This is a genomic window from Nonlabens sp. SY33080 (assembly GCF_011784885.1).
GTDB lineage: Bacteria > Bacteroidota > Bacteroidia > Flavobacteriales > Flavobacteriaceae > Nonlabens > Nonlabens tegetincola.
Genome location: NZ_CP050461.1, coordinates 2,763,934 through 2,789,693, shown reverse-complemented (window position 1 = coordinate 2,789,693; position 25,760 = coordinate 2,763,934). Strand labels below are relative to the sequence as shown.

The 25,760-nt window shown below is 35.3% G+C and carries 25 protein-coding genes; 24 read left to right on the top strand and 1 reads right to left on the bottom strand.

Annotated features, from left to right (window positions below; translation table 11 throughout):
* Positions 1 to 62 precede the first annotated feature (62 nt).
* From HCN53_RS12645 to HCN53_RS12625, 5 genes are all read left to right on the top strand, one after another.
* The gene (locus tag HCN53_RS12645; RefSeq protein ID WP_042278838.1) at positions 63 to 266 is read left to right on the top strand and encodes a hypothetical protein; all 204 of its coding nucleotides are present in this window, start codon (positions 63 to 65) and stop codon (positions 264 to 266) included.
* 11 nt (positions 267 to 277) lie between these two features.
* A complete protein-coding gene (locus HCN53_RS12640) occupies positions 278 to 1,387 on the top strand; it encodes a glycosyltransferase (RefSeq protein WP_167343195.1) in 1,110 nt (369 codons plus the stop codon).
* Between the two features lie 45 nt (positions 1,388 to 1,432).
* On the top strand, positions 1,433 to 2,308 hold the full coding sequence (gene lipA / locus HCN53_RS12635; RefSeq protein ID WP_167343194.1) for a lipoyl synthase: 876 nt from the start codon (positions 1,433 to 1,435) through the stop codon (positions 2,306 to 2,308).
* A gap of 9 nt (positions 2,309 to 2,317) precedes the next feature.
* On the top strand, positions 2,318 to 3,304 hold the full coding sequence (gene gap, locus HCN53_RS12630; protein ID WP_167343193.1) for a type I glyceraldehyde-3-phosphate dehydrogenase: 987 nt from the start codon (positions 2,318 to 2,320) through the stop codon (positions 3,302 to 3,304).
* A 150-nt stretch (positions 3,305 to 3,454) separates the two neighbouring features.
* Positions 3,455 to 5,683 (top strand): ATP-binding protein, encoded by a 2,229-nt coding sequence (locus HCN53_RS12625; RefSeq protein ID WP_167343192.1) that lies wholly within the window; start codon positions 3,455 to 3,457, stop codon positions 5,681 to 5,683.
* Here the strand turns inward: HCN53_RS12625 and lpxK are convergent.
* The gene (gene lpxK / locus HCN53_RS12620; RefSeq protein ID WP_167343191.1) at positions 5,663 to 6,646 is read right to left on the bottom strand and encodes a tetraacyldisaccharide 4'-kinase; all 984 of its coding nucleotides are present in this window, start codon (positions 6,644 to 6,646) and stop codon (positions 5,663 to 5,665) included. The two genes, HCN53_RS12625 and lpxK, sit on opposite strands and share 21 nt — an antisense overlap.
* Positions 6,647 to 6,689: 43 nt before the next feature.
* Here lpxK and HCN53_RS12615 point away from each other — a divergent pair, with 43 nt between their 5' ends.
* The 19 genes from HCN53_RS12615 (at position 6,690) to HCN53_RS12525 (ending at position 25,755) form a co-directional block, all read left to right on the top strand.
* On the top strand, positions 6,690 to 7,784 hold the full coding sequence (locus HCN53_RS12615; protein WP_167343190.1) for a Nif3-like dinuclear metal center hexameric protein: 1,095 nt from the start codon (positions 6,690 to 6,692) through the stop codon (positions 7,782 to 7,784).
* A 3-nt stretch (positions 7,785 to 7,787) separates the two neighbouring features.
* Positions 7,788 to 8,570 (top strand): zinc ribbon domain-containing protein, encoded by a 783-nt coding sequence (locus tag HCN53_RS12610; RefSeq protein WP_060523034.1) that lies wholly within the window; start codon positions 7,788 to 7,790, stop codon positions 8,568 to 8,570.
* A gap of 148 nt (positions 8,571 to 8,718) precedes the next feature.
* Positions 8,719 to 9,363: a peptide-methionine (S)-S-oxide reductase MsrA gene (msrA, locus tag HCN53_RS12605; RefSeq protein WP_167343189.1), complete on the top strand. Its 645-nt coding sequence runs from the start codon at positions 8,719 to 8,721 to the stop codon at positions 9,361 to 9,363.
* A 201-nt stretch (positions 9,364 to 9,564) separates the two neighbouring features.
* Positions 9,565 to 11,226 carry an asparagine synthase B gene (gene asnB, locus HCN53_RS12600; RefSeq protein WP_167343188.1) on the top strand — a complete coding sequence of 554 codons (1,662 nt, stop codon included), beginning with the start codon at positions 9,565 to 9,567 and terminating at the stop codon, positions 11,224 to 11,226.
* A 173-nt stretch (positions 11,227 to 11,399) separates the two neighbouring features.
* Positions 11,400 to 12,806: an anthranilate synthase component I family protein gene (locus HCN53_RS12595; protein WP_167343187.1), complete on the top strand. Its 1,407-nt coding sequence runs from the start codon at positions 11,400 to 11,402 to the stop codon at positions 12,804 to 12,806.
* A gap of 4 nt (positions 12,807 to 12,810) precedes the next feature.
* Complete coding sequence (locus tag HCN53_RS12590) at positions 12,811 to 13,272, top strand: hypothetical protein (protein ID WP_167343186.1); 462 nt, start codon at positions 12,811 to 12,813, stop codon at positions 13,270 to 13,272.
* Between the two features lies 1 nt (position 13,273).
* Positions 13,274 to 13,840: an anthranilate synthase component II gene (locus HCN53_RS12585; RefSeq protein ID WP_167343185.1), complete on the top strand. Its 567-nt coding sequence runs from the start codon at positions 13,274 to 13,276 to the stop codon at positions 13,838 to 13,840.
* Entirely contained in the window at positions 13,841 to 14,839 is a 999-nt protein-coding gene (gene trpD / locus HCN53_RS12580) for an anthranilate phosphoribosyltransferase (protein ID WP_167343184.1), read from the top strand. It begins immediately after the preceding gene.
* A gap of 10 nt (positions 14,840 to 14,849) precedes the next feature.
* Complete coding sequence (trpC, locus tag HCN53_RS12575) at positions 14,850 to 15,653, top strand: indole-3-glycerol phosphate synthase TrpC (protein WP_167343183.1); 804 nt, start codon at positions 14,850 to 14,852, stop codon at positions 15,651 to 15,653.
* Positions 15,650 to 16,291 carry a phosphoribosylanthranilate isomerase gene (locus HCN53_RS12570; protein ID WP_167343182.1) on the top strand — a complete coding sequence of 214 codons (642 nt, stop codon included), beginning with the start codon at positions 15,650 to 15,652 and terminating at the stop codon, positions 16,289 to 16,291. Before trpC ends, HCN53_RS12570 begins: the two co-directional genes overlap by 4 nt.
* The gene (gene trpB / locus HCN53_RS12565) at positions 16,284 to 17,456 is read left to right on the top strand and encodes a tryptophan synthase subunit beta (RefSeq protein ID WP_042278815.1); all 1,173 of its coding nucleotides are present in this window, start codon (positions 16,284 to 16,286) and stop codon (positions 17,454 to 17,456) included. Before HCN53_RS12570 ends, trpB begins: the two co-directional genes overlap by 8 nt.
* Before the next feature lies 1 nt (position 17,457).
* On the top strand, positions 17,458 to 18,234 hold the full coding sequence (gene trpA, locus HCN53_RS12560) for a tryptophan synthase subunit alpha (protein WP_167343181.1): 777 nt from the start codon (positions 17,458 to 17,460) through the stop codon (positions 18,232 to 18,234).
* A 273-nt stretch (positions 18,235 to 18,507) separates the two neighbouring features.
* Positions 18,508 to 18,810 (top strand): helix-turn-helix domain-containing protein, encoded by a 303-nt coding sequence (locus tag HCN53_RS12555; RefSeq protein WP_105018430.1) that lies wholly within the window; start codon positions 18,508 to 18,510, stop codon positions 18,808 to 18,810.
* 115 nt (positions 18,811 to 18,925) lie between these two features.
* Positions 18,926 to 20,176: a hypothetical protein gene (locus tag HCN53_RS12550; protein WP_167343180.1), complete on the top strand. Its 1,251-nt coding sequence runs from the start codon at positions 18,926 to 18,928 to the stop codon at positions 20,174 to 20,176.
* A 17-nt stretch (positions 20,177 to 20,193) separates the two neighbouring features.
* Entirely contained in the window at positions 20,194 to 20,457 is a 264-nt protein-coding gene (locus HCN53_RS12545; protein WP_085774239.1) for a DUF4212 domain-containing protein, read from the top strand.
* Positions 20,458 to 20,569: 112 nt separating this feature from the next.
* Positions 20,570 to 22,357: a sodium:solute symporter family protein gene (locus HCN53_RS12540; protein WP_105018428.1), complete on the top strand. Its 1,788-nt coding sequence runs from the start codon at positions 20,570 to 20,572 to the stop codon at positions 22,355 to 22,357.
* Positions 22,358 to 22,524: 167 nt separating this feature from the next.
* Positions 22,525 to 22,716, top strand: coding sequence for a hypothetical protein (locus tag HCN53_RS12535; protein ID WP_167343179.1), 192 nt, complete (start codon positions 22,525 to 22,527; stop codon positions 22,714 to 22,716).
* Complete coding sequence (locus HCN53_RS12530) at positions 22,709 to 25,393, top strand: sensor histidine kinase (RefSeq protein ID WP_167343178.1); 2,685 nt, start codon at positions 22,709 to 22,711, stop codon at positions 25,391 to 25,393. The genes HCN53_RS12535 and HCN53_RS12530 overlap by 8 nt, the downstream gene beginning before the upstream one ends.
* On the top strand, positions 25,390 to 25,755 hold the full coding sequence (locus tag HCN53_RS12525; protein ID WP_085774236.1) for a response regulator transcription factor: 366 nt from the start codon (positions 25,390 to 25,392) through the stop codon (positions 25,753 to 25,755). Before HCN53_RS12530 ends, HCN53_RS12525 begins: the two co-directional genes overlap by 4 nt.
* Positions 25,756 to 25,760: the final 5 nt, after the last annotated feature.

Genomic DNA, 25,760 nt, shown 5'->3' with positions numbered 1-25,760 from the left:
TCATTAAGATAAAATTAGTGCAATGTTCAATCTAAGTAGATTGTAAATTGTATTTTTGCACTATGAAATTATTTCTCATATCATTTGGTCTATTAGCTCTTGCAGTTGCTGGTATCGCAATTAAAATTTGGGGTAAAAAAGATGGTAAATTTGCCGGAACATGTGCAAGTCAAAACCCTTATCTAAACAAGGATGGAGAAGCCTGTTCACTATGTGGTAAATTACCAGAAGAGCAGGATTGTAAAAACGACACAGCACAAGCTTAAACTTTTCATTAATGAGCATTGCTGACTGGCCTTTATTTCTATTCGGCATTATTGCCTTGATAAATATTATTTACTATGTGTTCTTCAGTAAATTTATTTTTCAAAAAAATAGTACACAAGCACAATCCAGCGATGATCCTGTATCCGTGATTGTATGTGCAAAAAACGCAGCACAACATCTTAAGAAGAATATTCCCTTTTTGCTAGATCAAATTCACCCGAATTACGAGATCATTATTGTAAACGATGCTTCCATAGATGACTCTCTTGATGTCATAGAGCAATTTATGGAGCAGGACGATAAGGTTCACCTAGTTAACGTGGTCAATAATGAAAGCTTTTGGGGCAACAAGAAGTACGCGCTTACTTTAGGAATAAAGAAAGCACGTCACGACAAATTATTATTTATTGATGCTGATTGTAAGCCAGCGACAGAATATTGGATTACTGAAATGAGTGCCCACTACGGCATGGATAAACAACTTGCTTTAGGTTACGGTGGTTATAGTAAGATAAAAGGTAACTTACTCAATGCATTAGTTCGCTTTGAAACAGCTATTACCGCAATGCAGTACTTTAGTTATGCCTTATGGGGTAATCCGTATATGGGAGTAGGACGTAATTTAGGTTACACAAGTAAACTTTTCTACGACACTAGCGGCTTTATGTCTCACATGAAGATTATGGGTGGTGATGATGACCTTTTTGTGAACGAGGCAGCAACCAAAAAAAACACCAGTGTAGTCACATCTCCTAAATCATTTACAACAAGCGATTCAAAAAACAACTGGGCAGCCTGGTGGCGTCAAAAAAGAAGACATATCAACACAGCTCAATATTATAAATCAAGCCATAAGTTCTTATTAGGGCTTTTTTATCTTTCGCAGTTTGGATTCTTCATCACTATGGCATTAGCATTTTCCTTTTCGCCCTGGGAATTTGTTACCGCAATTGTTATTACTAGATACATCACCTCTTGGATAGTTGTTGGGTCTAGTTTATCTCGCTTTCGCGAAAGCGATATCATCATTATCTATCCGATTTTAGAACTACTACTTATATTTTCACAACTAGGATTATGGATGCATAACAATATCCAGAAACCGACACAGTGGAACTAAGACAGTTTTAAGGTTTATTACCGACTCATTCACTAAATTTGTAGTATGAATACAGTACAAGAATCAGTAGCACCACCAACTAAAGGTAAACCAAAATGGTTAAGGGTAAAATTACCTGTAGGTCAAAAGTATAAAGAACTGCGTGGCACTGTAGATAAGTATAAACTACATACTATTTGTACAAGTGGTAGTTGTCCAAACATGGGAGAATGCTGGACAGAAGGAACTGCTACATTCATGATTCTAGGTAATACGTGTACAAGATCTTGTGGATTTTGTGGAGTAAAAACGGGTAGACCAGATGATGTCGATTGGGCAGAACCTGAGAAAGTAGCACGTTCCATCAAACTCATGGGAATTAAACATGCTGTAATCACGAGTGTAGACCGTGACGACCTTAAAGATATGGGATCTATCATTTGGCAAGAAACTGTAGCAGCCATTAGAAGAATGAACCCAGAAACAACTCTAGAAACTCTTATACCAGATTTTCAAGGAAATAGAAGAAACCTAGACCGTATCGTCGAGGCTAATCCCGAGGTTGTTTCACATAATATGGAAACCGTACGTCGCCTTACTCGTGAGGTAAGAATTCAAGCAAAATATGACCAAAGTTTGGGTGTTCTTAAATACTTAAAAGAGCAAGGAATTAATCGAACTAAATCTGGTATCATGCTAGGTCTAGGAGAGCAAGAAGATGAGGTAATTCAAACCATGCGTGATTTAAGAGTTCACAATGTTGACGTTGTGACTATAGGTCAGTATTTACAACCTAGTAAAAAACACTTACCGGTTAAAGAATTTATAAAGCCAGAGCAATTTAAAAAATATGAGACCATTGGTCTAGAAATGGGTTTCCGTCATGTAGAAAGTGGCGCACTAGTGCGTAGCTCCTACAAGGCTCATAAACACATTTTATAATTACTATTTATGGTTAGAGTTGCTATAAACGGCTTTGGACGTATAGGTCGTACTTTTCTAAGAACCACATTGTCTCGTAACGATCTTGAAGTTGTTGCCATAAATGACATTGCCCCTATTGAGGTGATGGCTCATTTGTTTAAGTATGATAGTATTCATGGTATAACTGATGCTGAGGTTTCTTTTGAAAATCAAGATTTAATTATTAACGGGTCAAGAATAGCTTATAGCACTCAATACAGTCTTGACGATCTCAATTGGAGAAATGTTGATATTGTAATTGAAGCGACTGGTAAATTCAAACATAAATCTCAACTTTCTAAACATTTAGATGCAGGTGCCAGTAAAGTTATTTTAAGCGCACCGCCTATTGACGACGATATTAAGACAATTGTGCTAGGTGTTAATGAAGAAATTCTTGAAACTTCGGATTTGATTGTATCCAATGCTAGTTGTACAACAAACAATGCTGCTCCCTTAATTAAAGTGGTAAAGGACTTGTGCGGAATTGAAAATGCTTACATTTCTACAGTTCACAGCTATACTAGTGACCAAAGTTTGCATGATCAACCTCACCGAGATTTACGAAGAGCAAGAGCAGCAGCACAATCTATTATACCTACCACCACAGGTGCTGCTAAAGCATTAACCAAGGTATTTCCAGACTTGAGTAATGTTATAGGCGGTTGTGGCATAAGAGTTCCAGTTCCCAACGGCAGTTTAACAGATATGACAATTAATGTTGAAGAAGTTGTAAGTATAGAACAAGTGAATAAAGCCTTCTATGAATATGCTGCTAAAAACAATACTATCATGGAGTACACAGATCTGCCCTACGTTTCAAAGGACATCGCCGGATCTCCTTATTCGTGCGTGTTTGATTCCAGTATGACATCAGTAATAGGAAAGATGGTCAAACTAATTGGGTGGTACGATAATGAGACAGGATATTCCAATCGCCTTGCAGATTTGTCAGCAAAAATCAGTACCCTTTAAAGGGTATTTTATCGACGAACTGCATTATATAGAGGTAATTCGTATATTATTTAACATACTCAGAAATTAGAATGATATATTTGTTAGGCTAAAAAATACAGTATTAATCTTTTACGAAACATAGCGCTATTATTCGCACAATTATGTTGCGTGTTTGCTTTTGGACAAGTTTCCAATAGTGAAACAAATCAAGGGTTGAATACTGCATCTCGAGTTCTACTAGAACGAGTAGAAGGACTTATTGACTCACGAGATTTTGATGAAGCTAAATCATTGATCATTGATTCTAGAACATTAATCAATGATGACTATGGTGATCGTTTACTCGATCTTTATTTCATAGAACTAGAGTTAGAATCCTCTTCAGGTGAAAATCCTACATCACCTTTTGTGCAATTTAAAGACGAGGAATTATCACAGGATGCTTTCATTTATTTGGAGTATTTAAAAGGTAGAAAAGCATTCTTGAAAAAAGAATTCTCTAAAGCTGACTCCGTATTTACATCTACCTTTTCGATTACCAAAAAATTAGGTGACACTCATAGATTATTTTTGAAATCGGAATTATATACTGCTCAACTTAACTTTTTTGAAAAAAATTATACGGTTACTACTGCGGTACTTAACGATCTTATCCCTAGACTTGAAGAAAAAGGTCTGGAATATGAACAAACTCAAGCTTACCTTACTTTAGGAGAAATTGCACATTCTAAAAATAACTATGAAGAAGCGAATATTTATTATAGCCTAGCTCAAATACTTATTAAAGAAAATCAATTTCCTCTTCTCGAAATTAAGCTCTATAAGTTGTTTGCGCAGCATTACAGAGATCTACAAGATTATCAAAATAGCTTAGTATATCTAGAAAAGCATGTTCAAACTATTGAAGACAATGGATTTATTGGTGGTGAAAATGCTAAACAACTTTCTAGTTTAAATAGTGAAATTGAGTCATTAAAAGGAATAATTACCCAAAAGGACAAGGAATTAGAAAACAAGGAGAATTACTACATCATACTTTGTATGTTTATTACTCTTTTAACAATCACTTCGTTAGCATTGTTCAGACGTAATATACTCAAAGCAAAACGTAACAGCCGACTTGCTCATGAAAAATCGGCACTTATAAATGAGCGTAATAAAGCACAAGATGCTGCACAAATCAAAGCGGATTTTTTATCTACCATTACGCACGAATTACGAACTCCTATGTATGCCGTTACGGGTCTTACACATTTACTTTTAAGTTCATCTCCTAGAGATGATCAACAAGAACATTTAGAAACATTAAAGTCATCAGGTGAATATCTTTTATCTCTTATAGACAACATTCTTGACTTTAATAAATTAGAAGCCAACAAAGTAGAGTTAGAAGAAATAAAATTTGATTTAAGAAAACGAATTGCAGATATAGTTAAAACTCTAGACAAACAGGTCAAGGATAAAAACAATAAAATTGTGATTATTCATGATGAAGCTATTGCTAGTTCTTTAGTTGGAGATCCAGTAAAGATTTCTCAAATTTTAATTAATCTCTTAGGAAATAGTATCAAGTTTACAAGTAATGGTACTATAACTATAAAAACTAAACTAATTAAAAAATCTAAAGAAAAGAGTAAGATTTTATTTGAGGTTCAAGATACTGGAAAAGGGATATCCAAGGATAGACAAGAACAAATTTTCGAAAATTTCACCCAAGAAAATATAGAAACTGCACGTGAACACGGTGGTACAGGCTTAGGACTTGCTATTGTTAAGAAGTTAGTTACTCTTATGGGTAGTGAAATAAAGCTCGAAAGCGAAGTTGGTAAAGGAAGTGTTTTTTCTTTTGCAATAGATTTTAATAATCCAGATAGTAATTCTTTTGTTGATCAATTAGATAGTAATAATACTAAGGCACCAACACCTACTCCAATCGCAGTTTACGGATCTCATGATGAAGTTCCTACACCTGCCAAAACAGCTCCTATTTTAAAAACTGAAACTCCAGAATTTGAAATATTAAAAGGGAAAAAAGTTCTCATAGTTGAGGACAACAAAATCAATCAAATGATTACTAAGAAAATTCTTGAACAAAAAGAATTTATATGTGATGTAGCAAATAATGGTGAAGAAGCTGTTGCTATGGCTAGAGCAAACGAGTATGACCTTATCCTTATGGACATTCATATGCCCGTCATGGATGGAAAAAGAGCGACTGTCGAAATACGCAAATTCAACTCTAAAACTCCACTACTAGCACTTACTGCTGTAACACTAGAAAATGCTCAAGATGAATTGATAGAAATAGGTTTTGATGATATTATACCAAAACCTTTTAAAATGGATGAATTCTTTGGAAAGATTCAAAGAGCTTTCTCAAATATTCAAATCATTTAATTCAAGTTTGTTCCCTAAGAACTTATTTTTTATCGGTAAATAAAAAAGATTGAGCTGCTTGAACTTTTTAAGCTTAACATAATCCTTTTCTGTAGTAATAATAACATCTTCACTCCAATTTTGAACCGTTGAATGATTATAATCGAAATGGTCTTGATAAGTATAAGTAACTACATTATTTAGATTTTCCTCTAAATGTTTAAAAAAGAAGGCAGGTTTTGCTATTCCAGCTACTGCAGCGATCGTCTGATTGTCTAGTGATTTAAGTGGCAATAATTCTCCTTCACTAATTACATTTTGTTCATAATCAATATAGCTGAAAAATAACTTTTGCTCAGGCAGTACTCGTAGTTTCTTTTTAATTTCCAGTCTATTTTGATCAGTTAGATTAACTGGGCATTTTGTAACAACGATACAAGTAGCCCTACTAGCACCTTTGCGTGATTCTCTTAAATTACCAGCAGGTAATACAAAATCATCACTATAAAGCTTATCATAACTAGTAAGTAAAATATAGTCACTTGCCTTTACATATCTATGTTGATAAGCGTCGTCTAGGATAATTACATCTACAGTATTTTGTGAAATTATTCTATCAATACCTTCAACTCTACTTTCACATACAGCACTTACAATAGAATTACCAAATTTCTGTTTGATTTGAGCAGGTTCATCTCCAACTTCCTTTGGAAGTGAATCGGTACCGACATATTTAAAACCTCTTGTTTTACGTCCATAACCTCTGCTCAGTACTGCAACACGTTTATTCGCAAGTAATTCAATCAAATACTCCACCATAGGTGTTTTTCCCGTTCCGCCAGTACTTAAATTACCTACAGCAATTACTGGAATATCGTACGATTTGGAAACAAGTAAACCTTTATCAAATGCCCAATTACGGACTCTTGTAATCCCATCGTACAAGACAGAAAATGGATATAAAATAAGCCGCCATTTTATCATAACCCAAAAGTAGACTAATTTTACATTAGATTAAATCTGGTTTATGACAGTTATTAGGGACATCACCAATTACATAGAAAAATTAGCACCGTTACGTTATGCCGAGGACTTTGACAACGTAGGTCTTTTAGTGGGATCTTACGAAACACCAATCACTGGCGTTTTAGTAACCTTAGACTGCTTAGAGAATGTGGTAGATGAAGCAATTGACAAATCCTGTAATTTAATTGTAGCATTTCACCCTATAATCTTTAAAGGAATTAAAAATTTAAGACCAGATGATTATGTGAAACGAGTTATAATTAAAGCTATCAAAAATGACATTGCGATCTATGCGACGCACACAGCACTAGATGTTGCTCACGGTGGTGTAAGCTATAGAATGGCACAAGAACTAGGTTTACAAAATTTAAAAACCCTTGCACCTAAAAATAATCTCATTAAAAAACTTACCACCTACATACCTATTGAGCATTTCGATCAAGTACAAAATACTTTATTCCAATCCGGCGCTGGACACATAGGTAATTACAAGGAATGCGGTTTCAGTGTTGATGGTGACGGAACGTTTAAGGGTAATGAATTAAGCAATCCACGATATGGAGTGGCAGGAATTCGATCTACAGAAAAAGAAAAACAATTACATATAACCTATTTACCACATATCGAATCAAAAATTCTCAAAACACTCAAAGAATCACATCCCTATGAGGAAGTTGCGTATGAAATAGTAACATTGGAAAATTCATACCAAAAAATTGGAATGGGTTGTGTAGGAGAATTTCCTGAAGAGTTAGAAATAGAAGATTTTATATCAACACTTAAGTCTACTTTTAACCATAATGCGATAAGAACTTCGCTTTCGCGAAAGCGTACTATCAAAAAAGTTGCAGTGTTAGGAGGATCTGGGGCTTTTGCTATTCAAAACGCAAAAAGCTATGGTGCAGATGCTTACGTTACGGCAGATTTAAAATACCACGATTTTTTTCAAGGTCAAGATATTCTATTGTGCGATATTGGACATTATGAGAGTGAGCAGTTTACAAAAAATCTTTTAACTGAATATCTTACTGAAAAATTTACTAATTTTGCAATTCTTTGTGCACAAGCGCAAACAAACCCAGTAAACTATTATTAGACGATGGCAAAAAAGAACGAAGCTACTGTAGAACAGAAGTTAAGAGAACTTTACAACCTACAATTAATTGATTCTAGAATAGATGAGATACGTAACGTACGAGGAGAACTACCTCTAGAGGTTCAAGATCTAGAAGATGAAGTAGCAGGTTTAAATGCACGTATAGGGAAACTAAATGTACATTTAGAAGAATTGCAAGGTAACATCAGTGATAGAAAAAACTTGATTGAAGAGGCTAAAGCCTTGATCTCGAAATACACTGAACAACAAAAAAATGTTAGAAACAATCGTGAGTTTAACTCGCTTTCTAAAGAAATAGAATTTCAAGAGCTAGAAATCCAACTAGCTGAGAAGCACATTAAGGAGTTTAAAGCTCAAATCGAGCAGCAAAAACAAGTGATCGACCAAAGTAAACAAAAACTATCTGATCGTGAAGAGCACTTAAAGCATAAAAAATCTGAGCTTGAAGAGATCCTTAAGGAAACTGAAAAGGAAGAAAATGCGTTGCTTAAATTATCGAACGACTACTCAACTAAAATTGAAGACCGTTTAATTAAAGCATACAAGCGTATTAGAGAGAGTGTACGTAATGGTCTAGCTGTGGTTCCTATAGAGCGTGGCGCTTCAAAAGGTTCCTTTTTTACTATTCCACCGCAAGTACAGGTGGAAATTGCTAGTCGTAAAAAAATAATTACTGACGAGCACTCTGGACGTATATTGGTAGATGCAGCCCTTGCAGAAGAACAAGCTGAAGAAATGCAAAAAACTTTTTCTAAGGTCAAATAATTATCCTTAAAAAAACTTACTTGAAAAACCTCAACTATACGTTGAGGTTTTTTTTATTATATCCTTTTGTGATAGTTCTGTTACAGCTTTTAACGGCTCTTTAATATGGCTGGATTAACCTAATATCTAGTTTTGAAAAAAATATAATATGAAACTTTTAATGTATACGCTTCTGGTTTTAATAAACACAGCATGTGGAAATGAAACCAAAGAAATCACACAGCAAGAAATCACCTATGCAACTCCTGTTGAAGTCCCAGCACAAGATGGGATGGAAAGAGCTTATTTTGCTAGTGGATGTTTTTGGTGTGTAGAAGAAATCTACGAAAACGTACAAGGTGTTAGTGAATCCATTTCTGGTTATTCTGGCGGTACCATGCAGAATCCAACCTATCGTAATCATGGCAACCATGCAGAGGCAAATGAAATCATCTATAACCCAAATAAAGTTAGTTTTAAAACGCTAGTTGACGTTTATTTTGCTTCCCAAAATATTGAGCAAGTTAACGGTCAAGGACCTGATATTGGAAAAGCATATCGAAGCATTATCTTTTATCAGAATGACGAGCAAAAACAGATTATTCAAAATAAAATTGAAGCTTTAACAAAAGAAGGTTACAAAGTTGCAGCAGAAGTAAAAGCTTTTCAAAAATTTTGGGTAGCCGAAGATTATCATCAAGATTACGCACGATTACATCCTAACAATAGTTACATACAAAACATCTCTATTCCTAGATTCAATCGTTTTGCTGCTAAGATGCCTGAGGTAATTAAAAAAAATGGCTCACATTAATTGATTTTTAAACTCAGTTTTGATTTTAAAAATTTTATTCTATCTTTGACACATGTTAAAAAACAATAATAATATCAATTCTAATAATAATTTATTGCGAAAGCGATGAAGTAGACTTGGTATTTATAAATATTACAAAAGGCCTGCTTCATAGTAGGCCTTTTTTTATTGAATAAATTTAAACCAAAAAAACCAACAATTATGTGCGGAATAGTAGGAGTCTTTGAACTTAAAAAAGACAGCAAAGAACAACGTCAATCAGTATTAGAACTATCAAAAAAATTAAGACATCGTGGTCCAGATTGGTCTGGAATATATTGTGGTGAAAAAGCTATACTTGCTCACGAAAGACTAACTATTGTTGATCCACAATCGGGAGGACAACCCTTGTATAGTCCAGATGGGAAAGTTGTACTTGCAGTTAATGGTGAAATATACAACCACCAAGAAATCAGAATGCAATACCATGACTATGAGTTTCAAACAAAATCAGACTGTGAAGTTATACTAGCCTTATACCAAGAAAAAGGTGTAGACTTTTTAGATGATTTAACAGGCATGTATGGATTTGCACTATACGACAGTGAAAAAGATGTTTTTCTTTGTGCAAGAGATCATCAGGGAATAATACCCTTATATTATGGAACTGACGAACTAGGTCAATTCTATGTTGCTAGTGAATTAAAAGCCTTGGAAGGAACATGCAACGAAATTTCACCTTTCCCACCAGGACATTACTATTACAGTGAAGATAAGGATTTCACAAAATGGTATGATAGAGATTGGAAAGAATATGATGCAGTTAAATCAAATGTAAGCTCAGTTGCCGACTTACGTAAGGCCATGGAAGAATCAGTAAAACGTCATCTTATGAGTGATGTACCTTATGGTGTTTTATTATCAGGTGGTTTAGATAGCTCTCTAGTAAGTGCAGTCGCAAAGAAATTTGCATCTAGAAGAGTAGAGACGGGAGATCATGCCGATGCGTGGTGGCCTCAACTACACAGTTTTGCAATAGGACTTAAAGGTAGCCCAGATCTAGCAGCAGCACAGGTAGTAGCAGACCATATAGGTACCGTGCATCACGAGGTAAACTTCACTATTCAAGAAGGATTAGATGCGATTAAAGACGTTATTTATTATCTAGAAACATATGATGTTACAACTGTAAGAGCATCAACACCAATGTATTTATTAGCTAGAGTGATTAAGTCTATGGGTATAAAAATGGTTTTATCAGGTGAAGGAAGTGACGAGATTTTCGGTGGTTATCTTTACTTTCATAAGGCACCAAATGCGGAAGAATTTCATAAAGAAACAGTTCGCAAACTAGACACCTTACACCTTTATGACAACTTAAGAGCAAATAAGTCACTTGCAGCTTGGGGAATCGAAGGAAGAGTTCCTTTTCTAGATAAAGAATTTATGGATGTTGCAATGAGACTAAATCCAGAAGATAAGATGTGCAGTAATGGAAAAATGGAGAAGCATATTTTAAGAGAAGCCTTTGAAGACTATCTTCCTAAAAGTGTAGCATGGCGACAAAAAGAGCAATTTAGTGATGGTGTAGGCTATAGCTGGATTGATACTCTTAAAGAAATGGTTGAAAAGGAAGTTACTGATGAAATGATGGAAGCAGCTCCTTATAAATTTAAAATTAATCCACCACAAAACAAAGAAGAATACTACTACCGCAATATTTTCAGCACACATTTTCCTAGTGACGCTGCTGCCAGTTGTGTACCTAGTTTAAAGTCTGTTGCATGTTCCACACCCGTAGCTCTTGAATGGGATGAAGCATTTAAAAATATGAATGACCCTTCTGGAAGAGCAGTTAGCGGAATTCATGATGATGGATATTAAAATTTTGCTAACTCTTGTTTGTTTCAAAATGCAGTAGTAACTTTGACCACATGTTTACAAGAACTCTTCATACTTGGTGGTGGAATAATACAGCTCAATAGCCGTAAAGTCACCTGTATGTTTAAATAATTTAAATGGTCTACTTTACGGTAGACCATTTTTTTTGATATGAAATGAATAAAATATTTAAAGCAAAAACAACACACCGGGAAATCCTAGCAGATACGCTTACACCTGTAAGTATTTATCTAAGATTAAGGGACAAGTATCCTAATAGCATCTTACTGGAGAGTAATGAATACGGACAGCGCAACAATAGCTACTCTTTCATTTGCTGCAACCCTATAGCATCATTTGAATTGACAAATGAAGAAGAAATTTCGGTTTTTCCTGATGGCAAAAAATCTGTCGTAGATCTAAAAAAGGAGTATCGCCTAACCTCTGGTCTTGAGAATTTCAAAAATCATTTTGAGCAGCAAGATCACGAATTCGCATTTCCCATTGAAGGTCTATATGGTTATTTAAGTTATGACGCCGTTCAACATTTTGAAAATATTGAATTCCGCTTTCGCGAAAGCGAAAACATACCACTTGCCTACTATCAAGTTTTTCAAAATGTAATTGTATTTGATCATTTTCATAATCAATTATACGTATTTGATCACGTCTACGAAAATTATATAAGTAGATTAGACGAGGTGTGTTCTATCATCACCCATCGTGATATTGCCACTTACAATTATTATAACACAGGAGAAGAAAGCTCTGAGATGAGTGATCAATCCTTTAAAGAATTAGTAAAACAAGGAAAAGCCCATTGTAAACGAGGTGATGTTTTTCAGATTGTACTTTCTAGAAAATTCAAGCAATCCTTTAAAGGAGACGACTTTCAAGTATACCGTCAATTACGAGCTATAAATCCTAGTCCTTATTTATTTTATTTTGACTACGGTAATTTCAGAATATTTGGCTCGTCACCAGAGGCTCAATTAATCGTAAAAAATGATTATGCCAGTATTCAACCTATTGCAGGTACTTACAAAAGAACAGGCAATGACACAGCTGACTATGAAGCTGCTCAAAAGCTTAAAAACGATCCTAAGGAAACTGCCGAACATGTTATGTTAGTGGACCTAGCTCGTAATGATTTAAGCAGACATGCAAGAAATGTTCAAGTACAGGACTATCAAAGTATTCACTTTTACTCGCACGTTATTCACATGGTAAGTAAGGTAACAGGAAAAATTCTCGATGAAAAAGATCGATTAGAACTTGTAGGAGATACCTTTCCAGCTGGAACATTAAGCGGCGCTCCCAAACACAATGCCATGCAATTAATTGATAAATACGAAAAAAGTAATCGTGAATTTTATGGTGGTGCCATAGGCTATTTAGGTTTTGATGGAAATTTTAATCACGCCATTATAATCCGTAGTATTTTATCAAGAAATAATCAATTGGAATTTAGAGCTGGTGCAGGTGTTGTAATTGAAAGCAACATCGAAGATGAGACACAAGAGGTTTATAACAAAACAAACGCATTAAGAAAAGCAATAAAATTAGCAAATCATGAAAAATAAGTTTTTGACATTTTTAGCATTTATAGCAATAGTGAGTTGCACGACTGGAAATAAGAAAATTTTTTATGTGGATTATTCAAAAGATCAAAATGGTCTAGCGTTACCTAATGCCGATAAATTCTATACTCCAGAAGGTGAAGAATTACGATTGCTAACGGAGGATGAAATCGCTCTAGCTTATGCTATGGATACGAAATTCAATAATATCATTTATCCTAATGAAAATTTTGATGTTTTAATCCTTAAAAAAGAATATCGAAAGGATAAAAACAATATTGTGGAAATCCATATGCGTACATTTAATGATGAAGGCATCGTGTTAGACTCTTTTAAACTTGCTGAGTCTGGAGGAACAGAATATTGTGATGGCTTTTTGACAGAAAGTTTATCCATCGAAAGAGAATGTAATGGTTTTGTTGACAAATACTATATAGACAAGGAGTCCGGTAAATTCATCCAACAGTAACATGAAGAAAATAATTTTAATAGACAACTACGACAGCTTCACATACAATCTAGTGCATTATCTAGAAGATCTTAATGCAGACGTAACGGTTGTGCGCAACGATGAAATTTCACCAGAGGATTGTGAAAAGTATGATGCTGTTGTACTATCACCAGGACCAGGAATTCCAAGCGAGGCTGGAAATTTATTACCAATCATTCAATATATGAAAGACAAAAAGCCACTTTTAGGAATTTGTCTAGGACACCAGGCTATTACGGAAGTTTTTGGTGGTGAAATCATCAATCTAGAAAAGGTTTATCATGGTTTATCCACAAAAATGACTCATAGGAATGATGAATTATTTAAGGACATCCCATCTCAATTTGATGCCGGTAGGTATCACAGCTGGGTAGCAAAAAAAGAGGCTTTTCCAGATGAATTACAGATAACAGCTACAGATGAAAACGATCAAATAATGGCTCTCAGACATTCAACCTTACCAATTTACGGAGTTCAGTTTCATCCAGAAAGTATCATGACTCCACATGGAAAAAAAATGCTAGCTAACTTCCTAAATATCATTTAAATGAAAGAAGTTTTAACAGCCTTGTTTGAACATAGAACGCTTTCGCGAAAGCGAGCTCACGAAATACTTACTGCCATAACAAGTGGTGAGGTAAACGCTAGTCAAATTGCAGCCTTCCTAACGGTATATGGAATGCGCAGTATCACTGTCGAGGAGCTTGCAGGATTTAGAGATGCAATGCTAGAACAGGCACTTTTGGTAGACTTACAAAAATATAACCCAATCGATCTTTGTGGTACTGGTGGTGATGGCAAGGACACTTTTAATATAAGCACTCTGGCCAGTTTTGTAACCGCAGGTGCTGGGATTCCTGTTGCAAAACATGGTAACTATGGTGTAAGTTCTGTGAGTGGATCTAGTAATGTCATGGAATATCTAGGATTTAAATTTACTAACGACCTAGATTTAATAACCAAGCAAATTGAAAAGACTAACATCACTTTTCTTCATGCGCCCTTATTTCATCCGGCTATGAAAGCAGTTGCTCCTATCAGAAAAGAGTTAGGAGTAAAAACATTCTTCAATATGCTAGGACCGTTAGTTAATCCTGCTAGACCCAGATTACAAAGCGTAGGAGTTTTTAATTTACAACTAGCTCGTAATTATGAGTACTTATTTCAAACAGAATCTGATAAGAAATATGCTATTTTACATGCGCACGATGGATACGATGAAGTAAGTCTAACTAGTAATACAAGGGTTGCAACACATGAAGGAGTTAAAGACCTATCTCCACAAGATTTTAATCTAAATCAATTAAAAGCTGATCAAATTTACGGCGGTAACACGGTAAAAGAGGCTGCAAAAATTTTTACCGATGTACTTGAAAACAAAGCAGCTCCCGAACAGCAAAACGTGGTAATTGCAAATGCTGCCACAGCCATATCAATAGCAAGAAACATCTCGTTAAAACAAGCGGTAATTGTTGCTAAAGATTCATTAGAGAGTGGTAAAGCATTAAGTAGCTTCAAAAACCTATTAAATATTCATCACGCATAAACGAATTATAATGTCGGATATTTTAGAAAAAATCACCATACAAACCACTAAGGATGTTGTTCAACGACGATCCTTGAAAAGCATACAAGATTTAAGAGAAATGCCTCTCTATTCTCGTAAAACCTTGTCACTTCATGAATCCATTAAAAAAGGTAGCGGCATTATTGCAGAGCATAAACGCCAAAGCCCTAGTAAGGGCAGCTTTAATTGTCCTGCATCTCTTGAAGAGGTTGTGTTGGGTTATGAAAAGGCAGGTGCAAGCGCAATAAGCTGTTTAACTGACACTCCATTCTTTGGTGGAAGTTTACAAGATCTTGAACAAGTCAGAAAACTAATAAACATCCCTATACTAAGAAAGGATTTTATCGTGGACATGTATCAAATACATGAAGCAAAAGCCTTTGGCGCAGATGCTATTTTATTGATAGCAGCCTGTCTATCTAATGAACAACTTACTACTTTGGCTAATGAAGCACTCAATCTAGAATTAGAAATTCTATTTGAAGTTCACAACTTAACTGAGTTAGAAAACATTAAGAAGGTTACTGAAAACTTAGATCCTGAAAAATTTATAATAGGAGTTAATAACAGAGATCTTAAAAGGTTCAAAACAGACATTCAAAACAGTATTGATTTACTGCCTCATTTTCCTGAGAACGTAATTGCAATAAGTGAGAGCGGCATCTCAAATCCAGCAACTGTAAAAAAACTTCAATCTATAGGTTTTAAAGGTTTTTTAATTGGTGAAAATTTTATGAAAACCGATCAACCAGGTATAAGCTGTTCTACTTTTATTAAAGAAATCACAGTATGATTATAAAGGTTTGTGGCATGCGTGAGCCCAAAAATATAGAAGCACTCCAACAGCTTGATATTGACTTTATGGGTATAATCAAATACCCGAAAAGCAAAAGGTTTGTCGATCAAGATCAATCCCTAGACATACAGCAACTTAAAATGAATAAAGGCACTGTTGGCGTTTATGTAAACGCCAGTATGCAAGAGATTCTTAATGACATTATTCCTTTACAGTTAGACGTTGTTCAATTACATGGTGATGAGGATCCCGCTTTCGCGAAAGCATTGCTAGAATTAGATCTCAAAATTTTTAAAGCTTTCCAAATAAGTACCGACTATGATTTTGATAATTTACGCAATTGGGAATCCCTAGCGGCAGAGCATCCGGGTAAGTTTTTTTTCCTTTTTGATACAGCAACCAAACATTATGGAGGATCCGGGAAAAAATTCAATTGGTCAATACTTGAAAACTATAAAGGAAATGTGCCCTTTATACTAAGTGGTGGGATAGGTCCAAATGATGCAACAAACCTTAAAAACCTAAACCATGAAATGTTATTAGGAGTTGATTTGAACTCTCAGTTTGAAATTAGCCCTGGAGAAAAAAATATAGAAACGATTAAGCAATTTATAAAAGAACTACGCAATGAGTAAGTACCAAGTGAATGAACAAGGCTTTTATGGAGAATTCGGTGGTGCCTTTATACCAGAGTTATTGTACCCTAATATTGAAGAATTAAAGGAAAATTATCTCGCTATTGAAAAAAGTGAAAGTTTTCAAAACGAATTCCAACAATTACTTAAGGACTACGTTGGTAGACCTACTCCTTTATTTCTAGCCCAAAGATTATCTGAGAAATATGGTGCAGAAATTTGGTTAAAACGTGAAGATTTATGTCACACTGGCGCTCACAAAGTTAATAATACCATCGGTCAGATCTTACTTGCTCAAAGATTAGGTAAAAAAAGAATCATTGCAGAAACTGGAGCTGGTCAACATGGTGTAGCAACTGCAACGGTTTGCGCTCTTAAGGGTCTTGATTGTATCGTGTATATGGGCGAAAAAGACATTGAACGCCAAGCACCAAATGTAGCGCGCATGAAAATGCTAGGTGCTACTGTAAAACCTGCTACTAGCGGATCCAAAACATTAAAGGATGCTACTAATGAGGCTATGAGAGACTGGATCAATAATCCTGAAGACACTCATTATATTATAGGTTCTGTAGTAGGACCTCATCCTTATCCAGATATGGTAGCTAGGTATCAATCTGTTATTTCACAAGAAATTAAAAATCAAATGGATGGTTTGCCTGATTATGTAATTGCATGTGTAGGTGGTGGATCAAATGCTATGGGTGCATTTTACCATTTTCTTGATGATCCATCGGTAAAATTAGTTGGTGTTGAAGCCGCTGGGTTAGGAATACATACTGACAAAACAGCCGCTACATTAAACCTAGGAACTCCAGGAGTACTCCACGCAAGTCGTAGTATAATGATGCAAGACAAGGACGGACAAGTTATAGAACCGCATAGCATAAGCGCTGGTTTAGATTATCCAGGAATTGGTCCAGCCCACGCATGGTTAAAAGTAAGTGAACGAGCACAATATATGGCTGTCACAGATGAAGATGCACTCAAGGCTGCTGTTGAATGTAGTCGATTAGAAGGTATTATTCCTGCATTGGAAACTGCTCATGCTTTTTCAGTCCTTAAAGACTTAGACCTAAAATCAACTGATAGGGTAGTCATTAATCTTTCTGGTCGTGGTGATAAAGACATGAACACTTATATGAATGAATTGAATCTCAAATAATATGATCTCAAATAAACTCACACACTTGTTCAACCGTAAGTCGACCGATTTACTCAATATATTTTTCACCGCAGGTTATCCTAAATTAGAGGATACAACGATTATCCTTAATGAATTAGAGAAATCTGGCGTAGATCTTATTGAAATTGGAATTCCATTCAGCGATCCACTAGCAGATGGCCCTACTATTCAAGAAAGTTCTAAAATAGCATTAGAAAATGGTATGAGTATCGAACTACTGTTTAGTCAATTGGAAACTTCAAAACATGATGTTCCAGTACTGCTTATGGGCTATTTTAATCCAGTAATGCAATATGGTATAGAACATTTTTGTAAAAGATGTAAGGAAGTCGGTGTGGATGGATTGATAATTCCTGATTTACCATTAGAAGTTTATGCTTCACAATACAAGCATTTGTTTGAGAAATATGATTTATGCAATGTATTTTTAGTAACGCCTCAAACCTCAACAAACCGCATAAAACAAATAGATGAATTTTCTAATGGTTTCATTTACGCAGTAAGTAGTGCTAGCACTACAGGCACCAAATCCAATTTTGACGATGCTAGTGAGTATTTGAACAAATTAAAATCACTTAATCTTAAATCACCGATTTTAACTGGATTTAATATAAAAACAAGAGAAAACTACCTAGCAGCATGCAAGCACGTGAATGGAGCAATCATAGGTAGTGAATTCATCCGTCAGATTTCAATTCCGAAATCATCTTTACAAGATACCGTTAAAGACTTTGTTTCAAGTATCAAGAATGACTAATTATTGAAGATCATAACAAATAATAAGGCCACACAATTGTGTGGCCTTTTTATTTATTAAAATTCATGAATATGGATTTAAGCAACCACTAACTTGATAATAAAATAAGTTAAAAATCATATTATTGCTAATTTACTATATTTATGCAAAATTAATATAGTTGTGAAAATTTGCCCTAACTGTTCCTCTCAAAACCAGATAAAAAGCGGTGTTATTAAAGGTAGACAACGTTACAAATGTAAAGATTGTAACTATAATTTTACCGTTGAAAAAATGGGTAAGAAGATTGATGATTACTACGTTAACAAAGCACTTCAATTATATCTTGAAGGACTCACATACAGAGAAATAGAGCGTATTTTAGGTATATCACATGTAAGCGTGATGAATTGGGTGAAAAAATATAAAATCAAAAGACCTTACAATAATAAATACCATCCAACTTATAAAATATTAAATCACACAGAACTAGCCAACTACTTCTCAAATATCAATGAATTAAAGGGCGCTGGTGTAGTAGTAACAGAACTTGGCGATAAATTCATGCTTATTAAATGGGAACGATTTAGAGATTAAAACCTATACTCTTACCAGTTAACTATATTAAATTTTCCTTAACATAAGTTTTTATAGAGGTTAGTAGTGCGATTAATTTGATGATCGCAAAAACCAAACTCTTAATTATAAACTTATGAAAAACAAGTACATCCCTTTACTTCTATTTCTATTTACAGCTTCCTTTCTTGGCTTTAGTCAAGGCGCTACAGAATATACCGGAGGAATGAAAGTGAAATTAAATGAAGATGGTTCCAAGTATTTTAGAATTATCTCGTGGGCTCAATTTTGGGCACAACACACTGATAATACAACGCTCAATTCCACAGGTAATGAAGAAGCCGATCTCAATTTTTCTATAAGACGTGCCCGCATTCTTATGTATGCACAACTAACTAAAAAATTCCTGATCCTTACTCATTTTGGTCTTAACAGTCAAAATGCCAACAACATGGGACCTGTTGGTAAAAGTGATAGCTCTCAACTTTTCTTTCATGACGTATGGGGTGAATGGCAGTTAACTACAGATCACTCAATAGGTGGTGGATTGCATTATTGGAACGGAATATCTAGAGCCAATAATCAAAGTACCTTAAACATGCTCACGTTAGACAACAATCGTCAAAGTTGGTCTACGATAGGGTTAAGTGATCAATTTGCTAGACACATGGGCGTTTACTTAAAAGGTAAATTTGGTAATTTACAATACCGAGTTTCAGTAAATGAAGCTATCACAAACAGTCTAGACGTCAATGGTACGCCTACCATAAACACAGCAACGTACAATGGTCGTGCTATTTTGGGTGGTGCAGAGGCTAGTAAGAACTATGCTGGTTATTTTGATTATAACTTCCTTGATCAAGAAAGTAATTTTTTACCTTATAAAGTAGGTTCCTATTTGGGTAGCAAACGAGTATTCAATATAGGAGCTGGTTTCTTCTATCACCCTAATGGATCTACAATTCTTGATGCTCAAACTAATGATTTTATAGGTGAAGATGTTTCCATTTTCTCATTAGATGCTTTCTATGATGCACCATTAGGTGACAATGGATCTTCAATTACTGCCTATTTACAATATCAAAACAGCAACTATGGTGAAAATTTCGCGTTAGGTCAAACCTATGAGACAGGTAGTATGCTTTATACGCATGTAGGGTATCTATTACCAGGAGAGACAGATCGTAAAGTAAAAATACAGCCGTATACTTCCTTTAACTACCGCAGGATAGATGCTATAAATGACAACGCCACTAGATTTGGGATCGGTGGCAATCTATATTTCACAGGCCATCATTCAAAGTTGTCCGTTGAATATTCAAATCAAAAATATGGTAATCTAGATGCAGTAGGCACTTTTACTGTTCAAGGAATGATATATCTGTAACCTAAAATCAATTAATTATGTCTGATAAAAAATCAAATGCAACAGCATATTGGAAAGAGAATATCAAATATCTTGTAGGACTCTTACTCATATGGTTTCTAGTTTCATACGGCGCCGGAATTCTTTTTAAAGATGCTCTTAATCAATTCAGGTTAGGTGGATTTAAACTTGGGTTTTGGTTTGCCCAACAAGGTTCTATTTATGTTTTCGTCATACTCATTTTCGTTTATGTACGCATTATGAATAAGCTAGACAAAAAATACGGTTTTGACGAAGACTAGTATTTAAAATCATTATACAAATGGTAGTGTTTAAGTACGCTTTCGCGAAAGCGAGATTATCAAAAATCACATACACTACAATATCAAATAACACTAAAAAAACTTTTCAATTATGGATGTTCAAATTTGGACTTATATTCTAGTAGGAGTCACTTTTGCCTTATACATAGGTATCGCTATATGGTCACGAGCAGGTTCTACTAAAGAATTTTATGTTGCCGGTGGTGGCGTATCACCACTTGCTAATGGTATGGCTACCGCTGCAGACTGGATGAGCGCCGCATCATTTATCTCTATGGCAGGAATTATTGCCTTTGCTGGTTATGACGGCTCGGTTTACCTCATGGGTTGGACTGGCGGATATGTATTACTAGCTTTATTACTAGCTCCTTACCTTAGGAAGTTTGGAAAATTTACAGTACCAGACTTCATAGGAGATCGTTATTATTCTAAAACCGCTCGACTGGTAGCAGTTTTTTGTGCTCTACTAGTTTCCTTTACTTATGTAGCTGGACAAATGCGAGGCGTAGGACTAGTGTTTTCACGTTTCCTAGAAGTTGAGATCAACACAGGTGTGATCATAGGTATGATAATCGTATTATTTTATGCGGTTTTAGGTGGTATGAAAGGAATAACCTATACTCAGGTAGCACAATATTGTGTTTTAATATTTGCCTTTACCGTTCCTGCAATTTTTATCTCTATCCAAATGACAGGAAACCCTGTTCCACAATTAGGAATGGGTAGTGAAATGGTAGATGGATCTGGATATTTACTGGATAAACTAGATGGATTAAGTACAGAACTAGGTTTCAATGCCTATACAGATGGTTCAAAATCTATGATTGATGTATTTGCAATTACTCTTGCTTTAATGGTAGGTACCGCAGGATTACCTCACGTGATTGTCCGTTTTTTCACGGTGAAACGTGTGAAAGATGCTCGTAAAAGCGCAGGATGGGCCTTGTTACTTATTGCAATTCTTTATACCATGGCACCTGCAGTAGCAGTATTTGCAAAAACTAATATGATTGACAGTGTAGTTGGCAAATCCTATGCCGATCAACCAGAATGGTTAAAGAACTATGAAGAAATTGGATTGATTGCATGGGCAGATAAAAATGGAGATGGGAAAATTCAATACGGGCCTGGAAATGCATTTGCAGGTAATAAAAACAAACCCATGTATGATGAAAAAAATAGAACTGCAATCGGTAATAGAATTACAACAAATGCAGATACTGCTGTAGCCAACGAACTTTATGTAGATAGGGATATTATGGTTCTTGCAAATCCTGAAATTGCAAATTTACCTGATTGGGTAATCGCTCTGGTTGCTGCCGGTGGCCTTGCTGCAGCTTTATCTACAGCAGCAGGATTATTGTTAGTTATTTCTTCATCTGTATCTCATGATTTAATCAAAAAGGTAGTAAATCCTAATATCTCAGAAAAAGGTGAGTTAATCGCTGCACGTTTAAGTGCTGTAGGTGCTGTGTGTGTAGCTGGTTATTTTGGTATCAATCCGCCAGGATTTGTGGCTGCTGTTGTAGCATTAGCCTTTGGACTAGCTGCTGCATCATTTTTCCCTGCAATAATACTGGGAATTTTCTACAAGCGTATGAATAAAGAAGGTGCTATTGCTGGTATGGTAGTAGGTATCGTTTGTATGCTACTTTACATGATAAAATATAAATTAGGATGGTTTGATGCCACCTTACCTAGTAAAGAAGAATGGTGGTTTGGTATCTCTCCAGAAGGGTTTGGTAGCATCGCTATGCTCGTAAACTTTGTGGTAAGTCTTGTGGTATGTCACCTGACTAGCGCTCCTCCAAAAGACGTTCAGGAAATTGTGGAGAACATTCGTATTCCTAGTGGTGCTGGTGAGGCTACTGGACATTAATAATTACAAACCTGGTAACATGCAAGGTTTCCCTAAACTTTGTATGTTATCTGGTTTTACTGTGTATTAACACCAATTTTTTCTGAACATAGCAAAGCTTATAATAATTTAAAAAACCGATATTTAAGGAATCAAAGATTATTTAAACTAGTATTTCAGTGCTAAGCATGAAAAAAAGACACCAACAAAAATTAGTCATACTTTCAATAGCTCTAGTCATATTTTTGAACATCCCAATCCTATGGATATTCAATTATAGTGATTCCATCCTTGGAATGCCTATTTTATATGCCTACATATTCTTTGTGTGGTTGGTAAGTATTTTCATTACTTATTTAATTGTAAAGCGCTATGCCTAATTATGCTCTTATAATAGTAATAGTGTGCTACCTGCTTCTCCTATTTGGAATGGGTATTTGGGCCGATCGTAGATCTAATTCAAAATGGGTTCACAATCCTTGGGTGTACTCACTTTCACTTGCTGTTTATTGTAGTGCTTGGACTTACTATGGTAGTGTAGGAATTGCCGCTACTGATGGTATAGGCTTTTTAACCACTTACCTAGGTCCGGTTATCGCGCTACCCTTATGGATTTTAGTAATGAAACGCATTGTTTTAGTATCAAAGCAACATCAAGTATCTAGCATCGCAGACTTTATATCGCTACGATATGGTAATAATCGATCCATTGGAGCTATAGTAACCGTTATTTGTGTTATCGCTGTTGTTCCCTATATAGCATTGCAATTAAAAGCTGTATCAGAAACATTTGATATTTTGACTACAGGTGATAAAAGCAATTCATTACTTACAGATAGTACTTTCTACATAGCGATTTTACTCGCCGTGTTTGCTGCTCTTTTTGGCACACAAACTACTGATGCTTCACAACAACGCAGTGGCCTCATGTTCTCTGTTGCTATTGAAAGTGTTTTAAAACTCATATTCTTTTTAATTATAGGGATATATGCAACGTTCTATCTATTTGATGGAACTATTGATATCTATAATCAAATAAGCGCTCTGGAAGAATTTGACAAACTGGCCACGTTTGAAAATATGGAATCGAGTATCAATTGGTATTTTATGATCGCCCTTTCCTTTTTTGCCATATTTCTACTTCCTAGACAATTCCAAGCGAGCGTTGTGGAAAACACATCTACCAACCATTTAAAAAAAGCAAGTTGGGTTTTTCCATTGTATTTGTTGTTATTCAACGTATTTGTAATTTTTATTGCATGGGCAGGAAAATTAGTATTAGGCAATCAGGTTAATCCAGATTATTACACCTTGTTTTTACCCTTGCATCATGGTCACAAATTAATCGGATTAATGGTTTTTCTAGGTGGGCTTTCTTCCGTAATCTCTATGGTAGTAGTAAGCGCACTGGCATTGAGCACTATGGTAAGTAACAATTTAATTATACCCTACGGTTTTCTTAAGGTACTTAATAAAAACAATTCTGAAAGTAATTTTCAAACCATTAAAAACATTAGACGAGTTGCAATCTTCAGTTTAATAATTGGTGCTTATATTTTCTATGTCAACTTCAATATTGAGTTATCACTTTTTAGTATTGGGTTAATCGCATTTGTCATAATCGCACAACTGGCCCCAGCATTTTTCATAGGTTTATTTTGGAATAGAGGTAGTGCAACAGCTGCAAAAATGGGCATACTAGCAGGTTCAACTGTTACCTTTTATACGCTCGCACTACCTTTTATTACAGATGTTTTTGTTTCCAATAGTAAATTTACAAGTGATGGACCTTTTGGTTGGGAACTTTTAAAACCTTATGCCCTATTCGGGTTAGATTTTATGCCACCTGTACCACACGCTTTCTTTTGGTCAATGGTGATCAACCTTATGTTCTATCTCGTTTTTTCAGTTATTCGTAAAGGAAATTATCGAGAACGTAATTACGCCGAAATGGTGGTTAATGCAAGCAGTCTTAAAATGGGTGAAAACGCCTATGTATGGAAAGGCGAGGCAAATAAAACCGATATAGAGCAAGTCCTCATAAGATTTTTAGGAGCCAAAAAAACCCATCGAGCTCTTACCTTATTTTACCGTAAATACAACATAAATCCCAATGAAGAAAAGGCCGACGCTAGACTAGTCAATTTTTCTGAAAAAATACTAACGGGCTCCATAGGTGCTGCTAGTGCAAAGCTCATGATTGGTAGCGTGGTAAAAGAACAACCTGTCACACTACCAGAAGTTCTCAAAATACTTGAAGAAAATAAAGAAACTATAAGCGCAAACAAGCAACTACAGCAACAATCTTATGATCTTCAAAGATTAACCGACAGTTTGCAGCAGGCAAACGAAGCTTTGATTGAGAAAGACAAACAAAAAGATGAATTTCTTGACACAGTTGCTCATGAACTCAAAACACCTACAGCCTCAATAAGAGCAGCGAGTGAAATTCTAGCAGATGATGATGACATGCCAGAAGAACTCAGGCAAAAATTCCTGAATAACATCGTTGCCGATGCTGACCGTTTGAGTGTTTTAATCACCAACATTCTAGATCTAGAGAAATTATCTAGTGGTAGAGAAATCATGCATAAAAGAACCAATAACCTACAATCAACAGTTAAAAAAGCGGTTGAAGGCATCTATCAATTGGCTAGTAGAAAAGGCGTTAAAATTGATGCATCGCAAGTTGAAGACGTTACGCTGGTTTACGATGAGGACCGTATTCTTCAGGTTTTTACTAATTTATTAAGTAACAGTATCAAGTTTGTTCCTGAACATAATGGCCACATCAATATCAATGGTAAAGATCTAGGAAATCGCGTAAAGCTCACCTTTGAGGATAACGGTAAGGGAATTCCTCAAGAAGACATGAAATACATATTTGAAAAATTCTATCAATCAAATAATCAAAACATCAAAAAACCTTTAGGTAGTGGTATGGGATTAGCCATCAGTCGTCAAATCATTGAAAGCCATAACGGCGTTATTGAAATAGATAAAAACTATCAGAAAGGAGCTAGATTCATTATTGAATTACAAAAAGAAAATGCATGAAAAAATTACTAATAGTAGACGATGAACCTAATATAGTTATGTCTTTGGAATACGCATTTCAAAAACAAAACTACAATGTTTTTATCGCTAGGGATGGAAGCGAGGCCCTTAAAATAATGAAGCAAGAGATTCCTGATCTGGTTATCCTAGACATTATGATGCCACAAGTAGATGGGTATGAAACTATCGCTAGAATTAAAGATAATCCCGCTTTCGCGAAAGCGAAAATCATATTTCTATCTGCAAAAAATAAAGCCGCCGACATTGAAAAGGGTCTTTCCTTAGGCGCTGACCTCTACTTCACAAAACCCTTTTCAGTCAAAAAACTTATAACAGCAGTAAATGACCTCATACGCATATAATTAAC

Coding starts and splice junctions, on each gene's coding strand:
- HCN53_RS12530 (WP_167343178.1), top strand. CDS start 22,709: ATGCCTAATTATGCTCTTATAATAGTAATAGTGTGCTACCTGCTTCTC.
- HCN53_RS12570 (WP_167343182.1), top strand. CDS start 15,650: ATGATTATAAAGGTTTGTGGCATGCGTGAGCCCAAAAATATAGAAGCA.
- HCN53_RS12525 (WP_085774236.1), top strand. CDS start 25,390: ATGAAAAAATTACTAATAGTAGACGATGAACCTAATATAGTTATGTCT.
- lpxK (WP_167343191.1), bottom strand. CDS start 6,646: ATGATAAAATGGCGGCTTATTTTATATCCATTTTCTGTCTTGTACGAT.
- HCN53_RS12540 (WP_105018428.1), top strand. CDS start 20,570: ATGGATGTTCAAATTTGGACTTATATTCTAGTAGGAGTCACTTTTGCC.
- HCN53_RS12615 (WP_167343190.1), top strand. CDS start 6,690: ATGACAGTTATTAGGGACATCACCAATTACATAGAAAAATTAGCACCG.
- HCN53_RS12640 (WP_167343195.1), top strand. CDS start 278: ATGAGCATTGCTGACTGGCCTTTATTTCTATTCGGCATTATTGCCTTG.
- gap (WP_167343193.1), top strand. CDS start 2,318: ATGGTTAGAGTTGCTATAAACGGCTTTGGACGTATAGGTCGTACTTTT.
- trpB (WP_042278815.1), top strand. CDS start 16,284: ATGAGTAAGTACCAAGTGAATGAACAAGGCTTTTATGGAGAATTCGGT.
- HCN53_RS12645 (WP_042278838.1), top strand. CDS start 63: ATGAAATTATTTCTCATATCATTTGGTCTATTAGCTCTTGCAGTTGCT.
- asnB (WP_167343188.1), top strand. CDS start 9,565: ATGTGCGGAATAGTAGGAGTCTTTGAACTTAAAAAAGACAGCAAAGAA.
- trpD (WP_167343184.1), top strand. CDS start 13,841: ATGAAAGAAGTTTTAACAGCCTTGTTTGAACATAGAACGCTTTCGCGA.
- HCN53_RS12610 (WP_060523034.1), top strand. CDS start 7,788: ATGGCAAAAAAGAACGAAGCTACTGTAGAACAGAAGTTAAGAGAACTT.
- HCN53_RS12585 (WP_167343185.1), top strand. CDS start 13,274: ATGAAGAAAATAATTTTAATAGACAACTACGACAGCTTCACATACAAT.
- trpA (WP_167343181.1), top strand. CDS start 17,458: ATGATCTCAAATAAACTCACACACTTGTTCAACCGTAAGTCGACCGAT.
- HCN53_RS12535 (WP_167343179.1), top strand. CDS start 22,525: ATGAAAAAAAGACACCAACAAAAATTAGTCATACTTTCAATAGCTCTA.
- HCN53_RS12595 (WP_167343187.1), top strand. CDS start 11,400: ATGAATAAAATATTTAAAGCAAAAACAACACACCGGGAAATCCTAGCA.
- HCN53_RS12545 (WP_085774239.1), top strand. CDS start 20,194: ATGTCTGATAAAAAATCAAATGCAACAGCATATTGGAAAGAGAATATC.
- msrA (WP_167343189.1), top strand. CDS start 8,719: ATGAAACTTTTAATGTATACGCTTCTGGTTTTAATAAACACAGCATGT.
- trpC (WP_167343183.1), top strand. CDS start 14,850: ATGTCGGATATTTTAGAAAAAATCACCATACAAACCACTAAGGATGTT.
- HCN53_RS12550 (WP_167343180.1), top strand. CDS start 18,926: ATGAAAAACAAGTACATCCCTTTACTTCTATTTCTATTTACAGCTTCC.
- HCN53_RS12555 (WP_105018430.1), top strand. CDS start 18,508: ATGGGTAAGAAGATTGATGATTACTACGTTAACAAAGCACTTCAATTA.
- lipA (WP_167343194.1), top strand. CDS start 1,433: ATGAATACAGTACAAGAATCAGTAGCACCACCAACTAAAGGTAAACCA.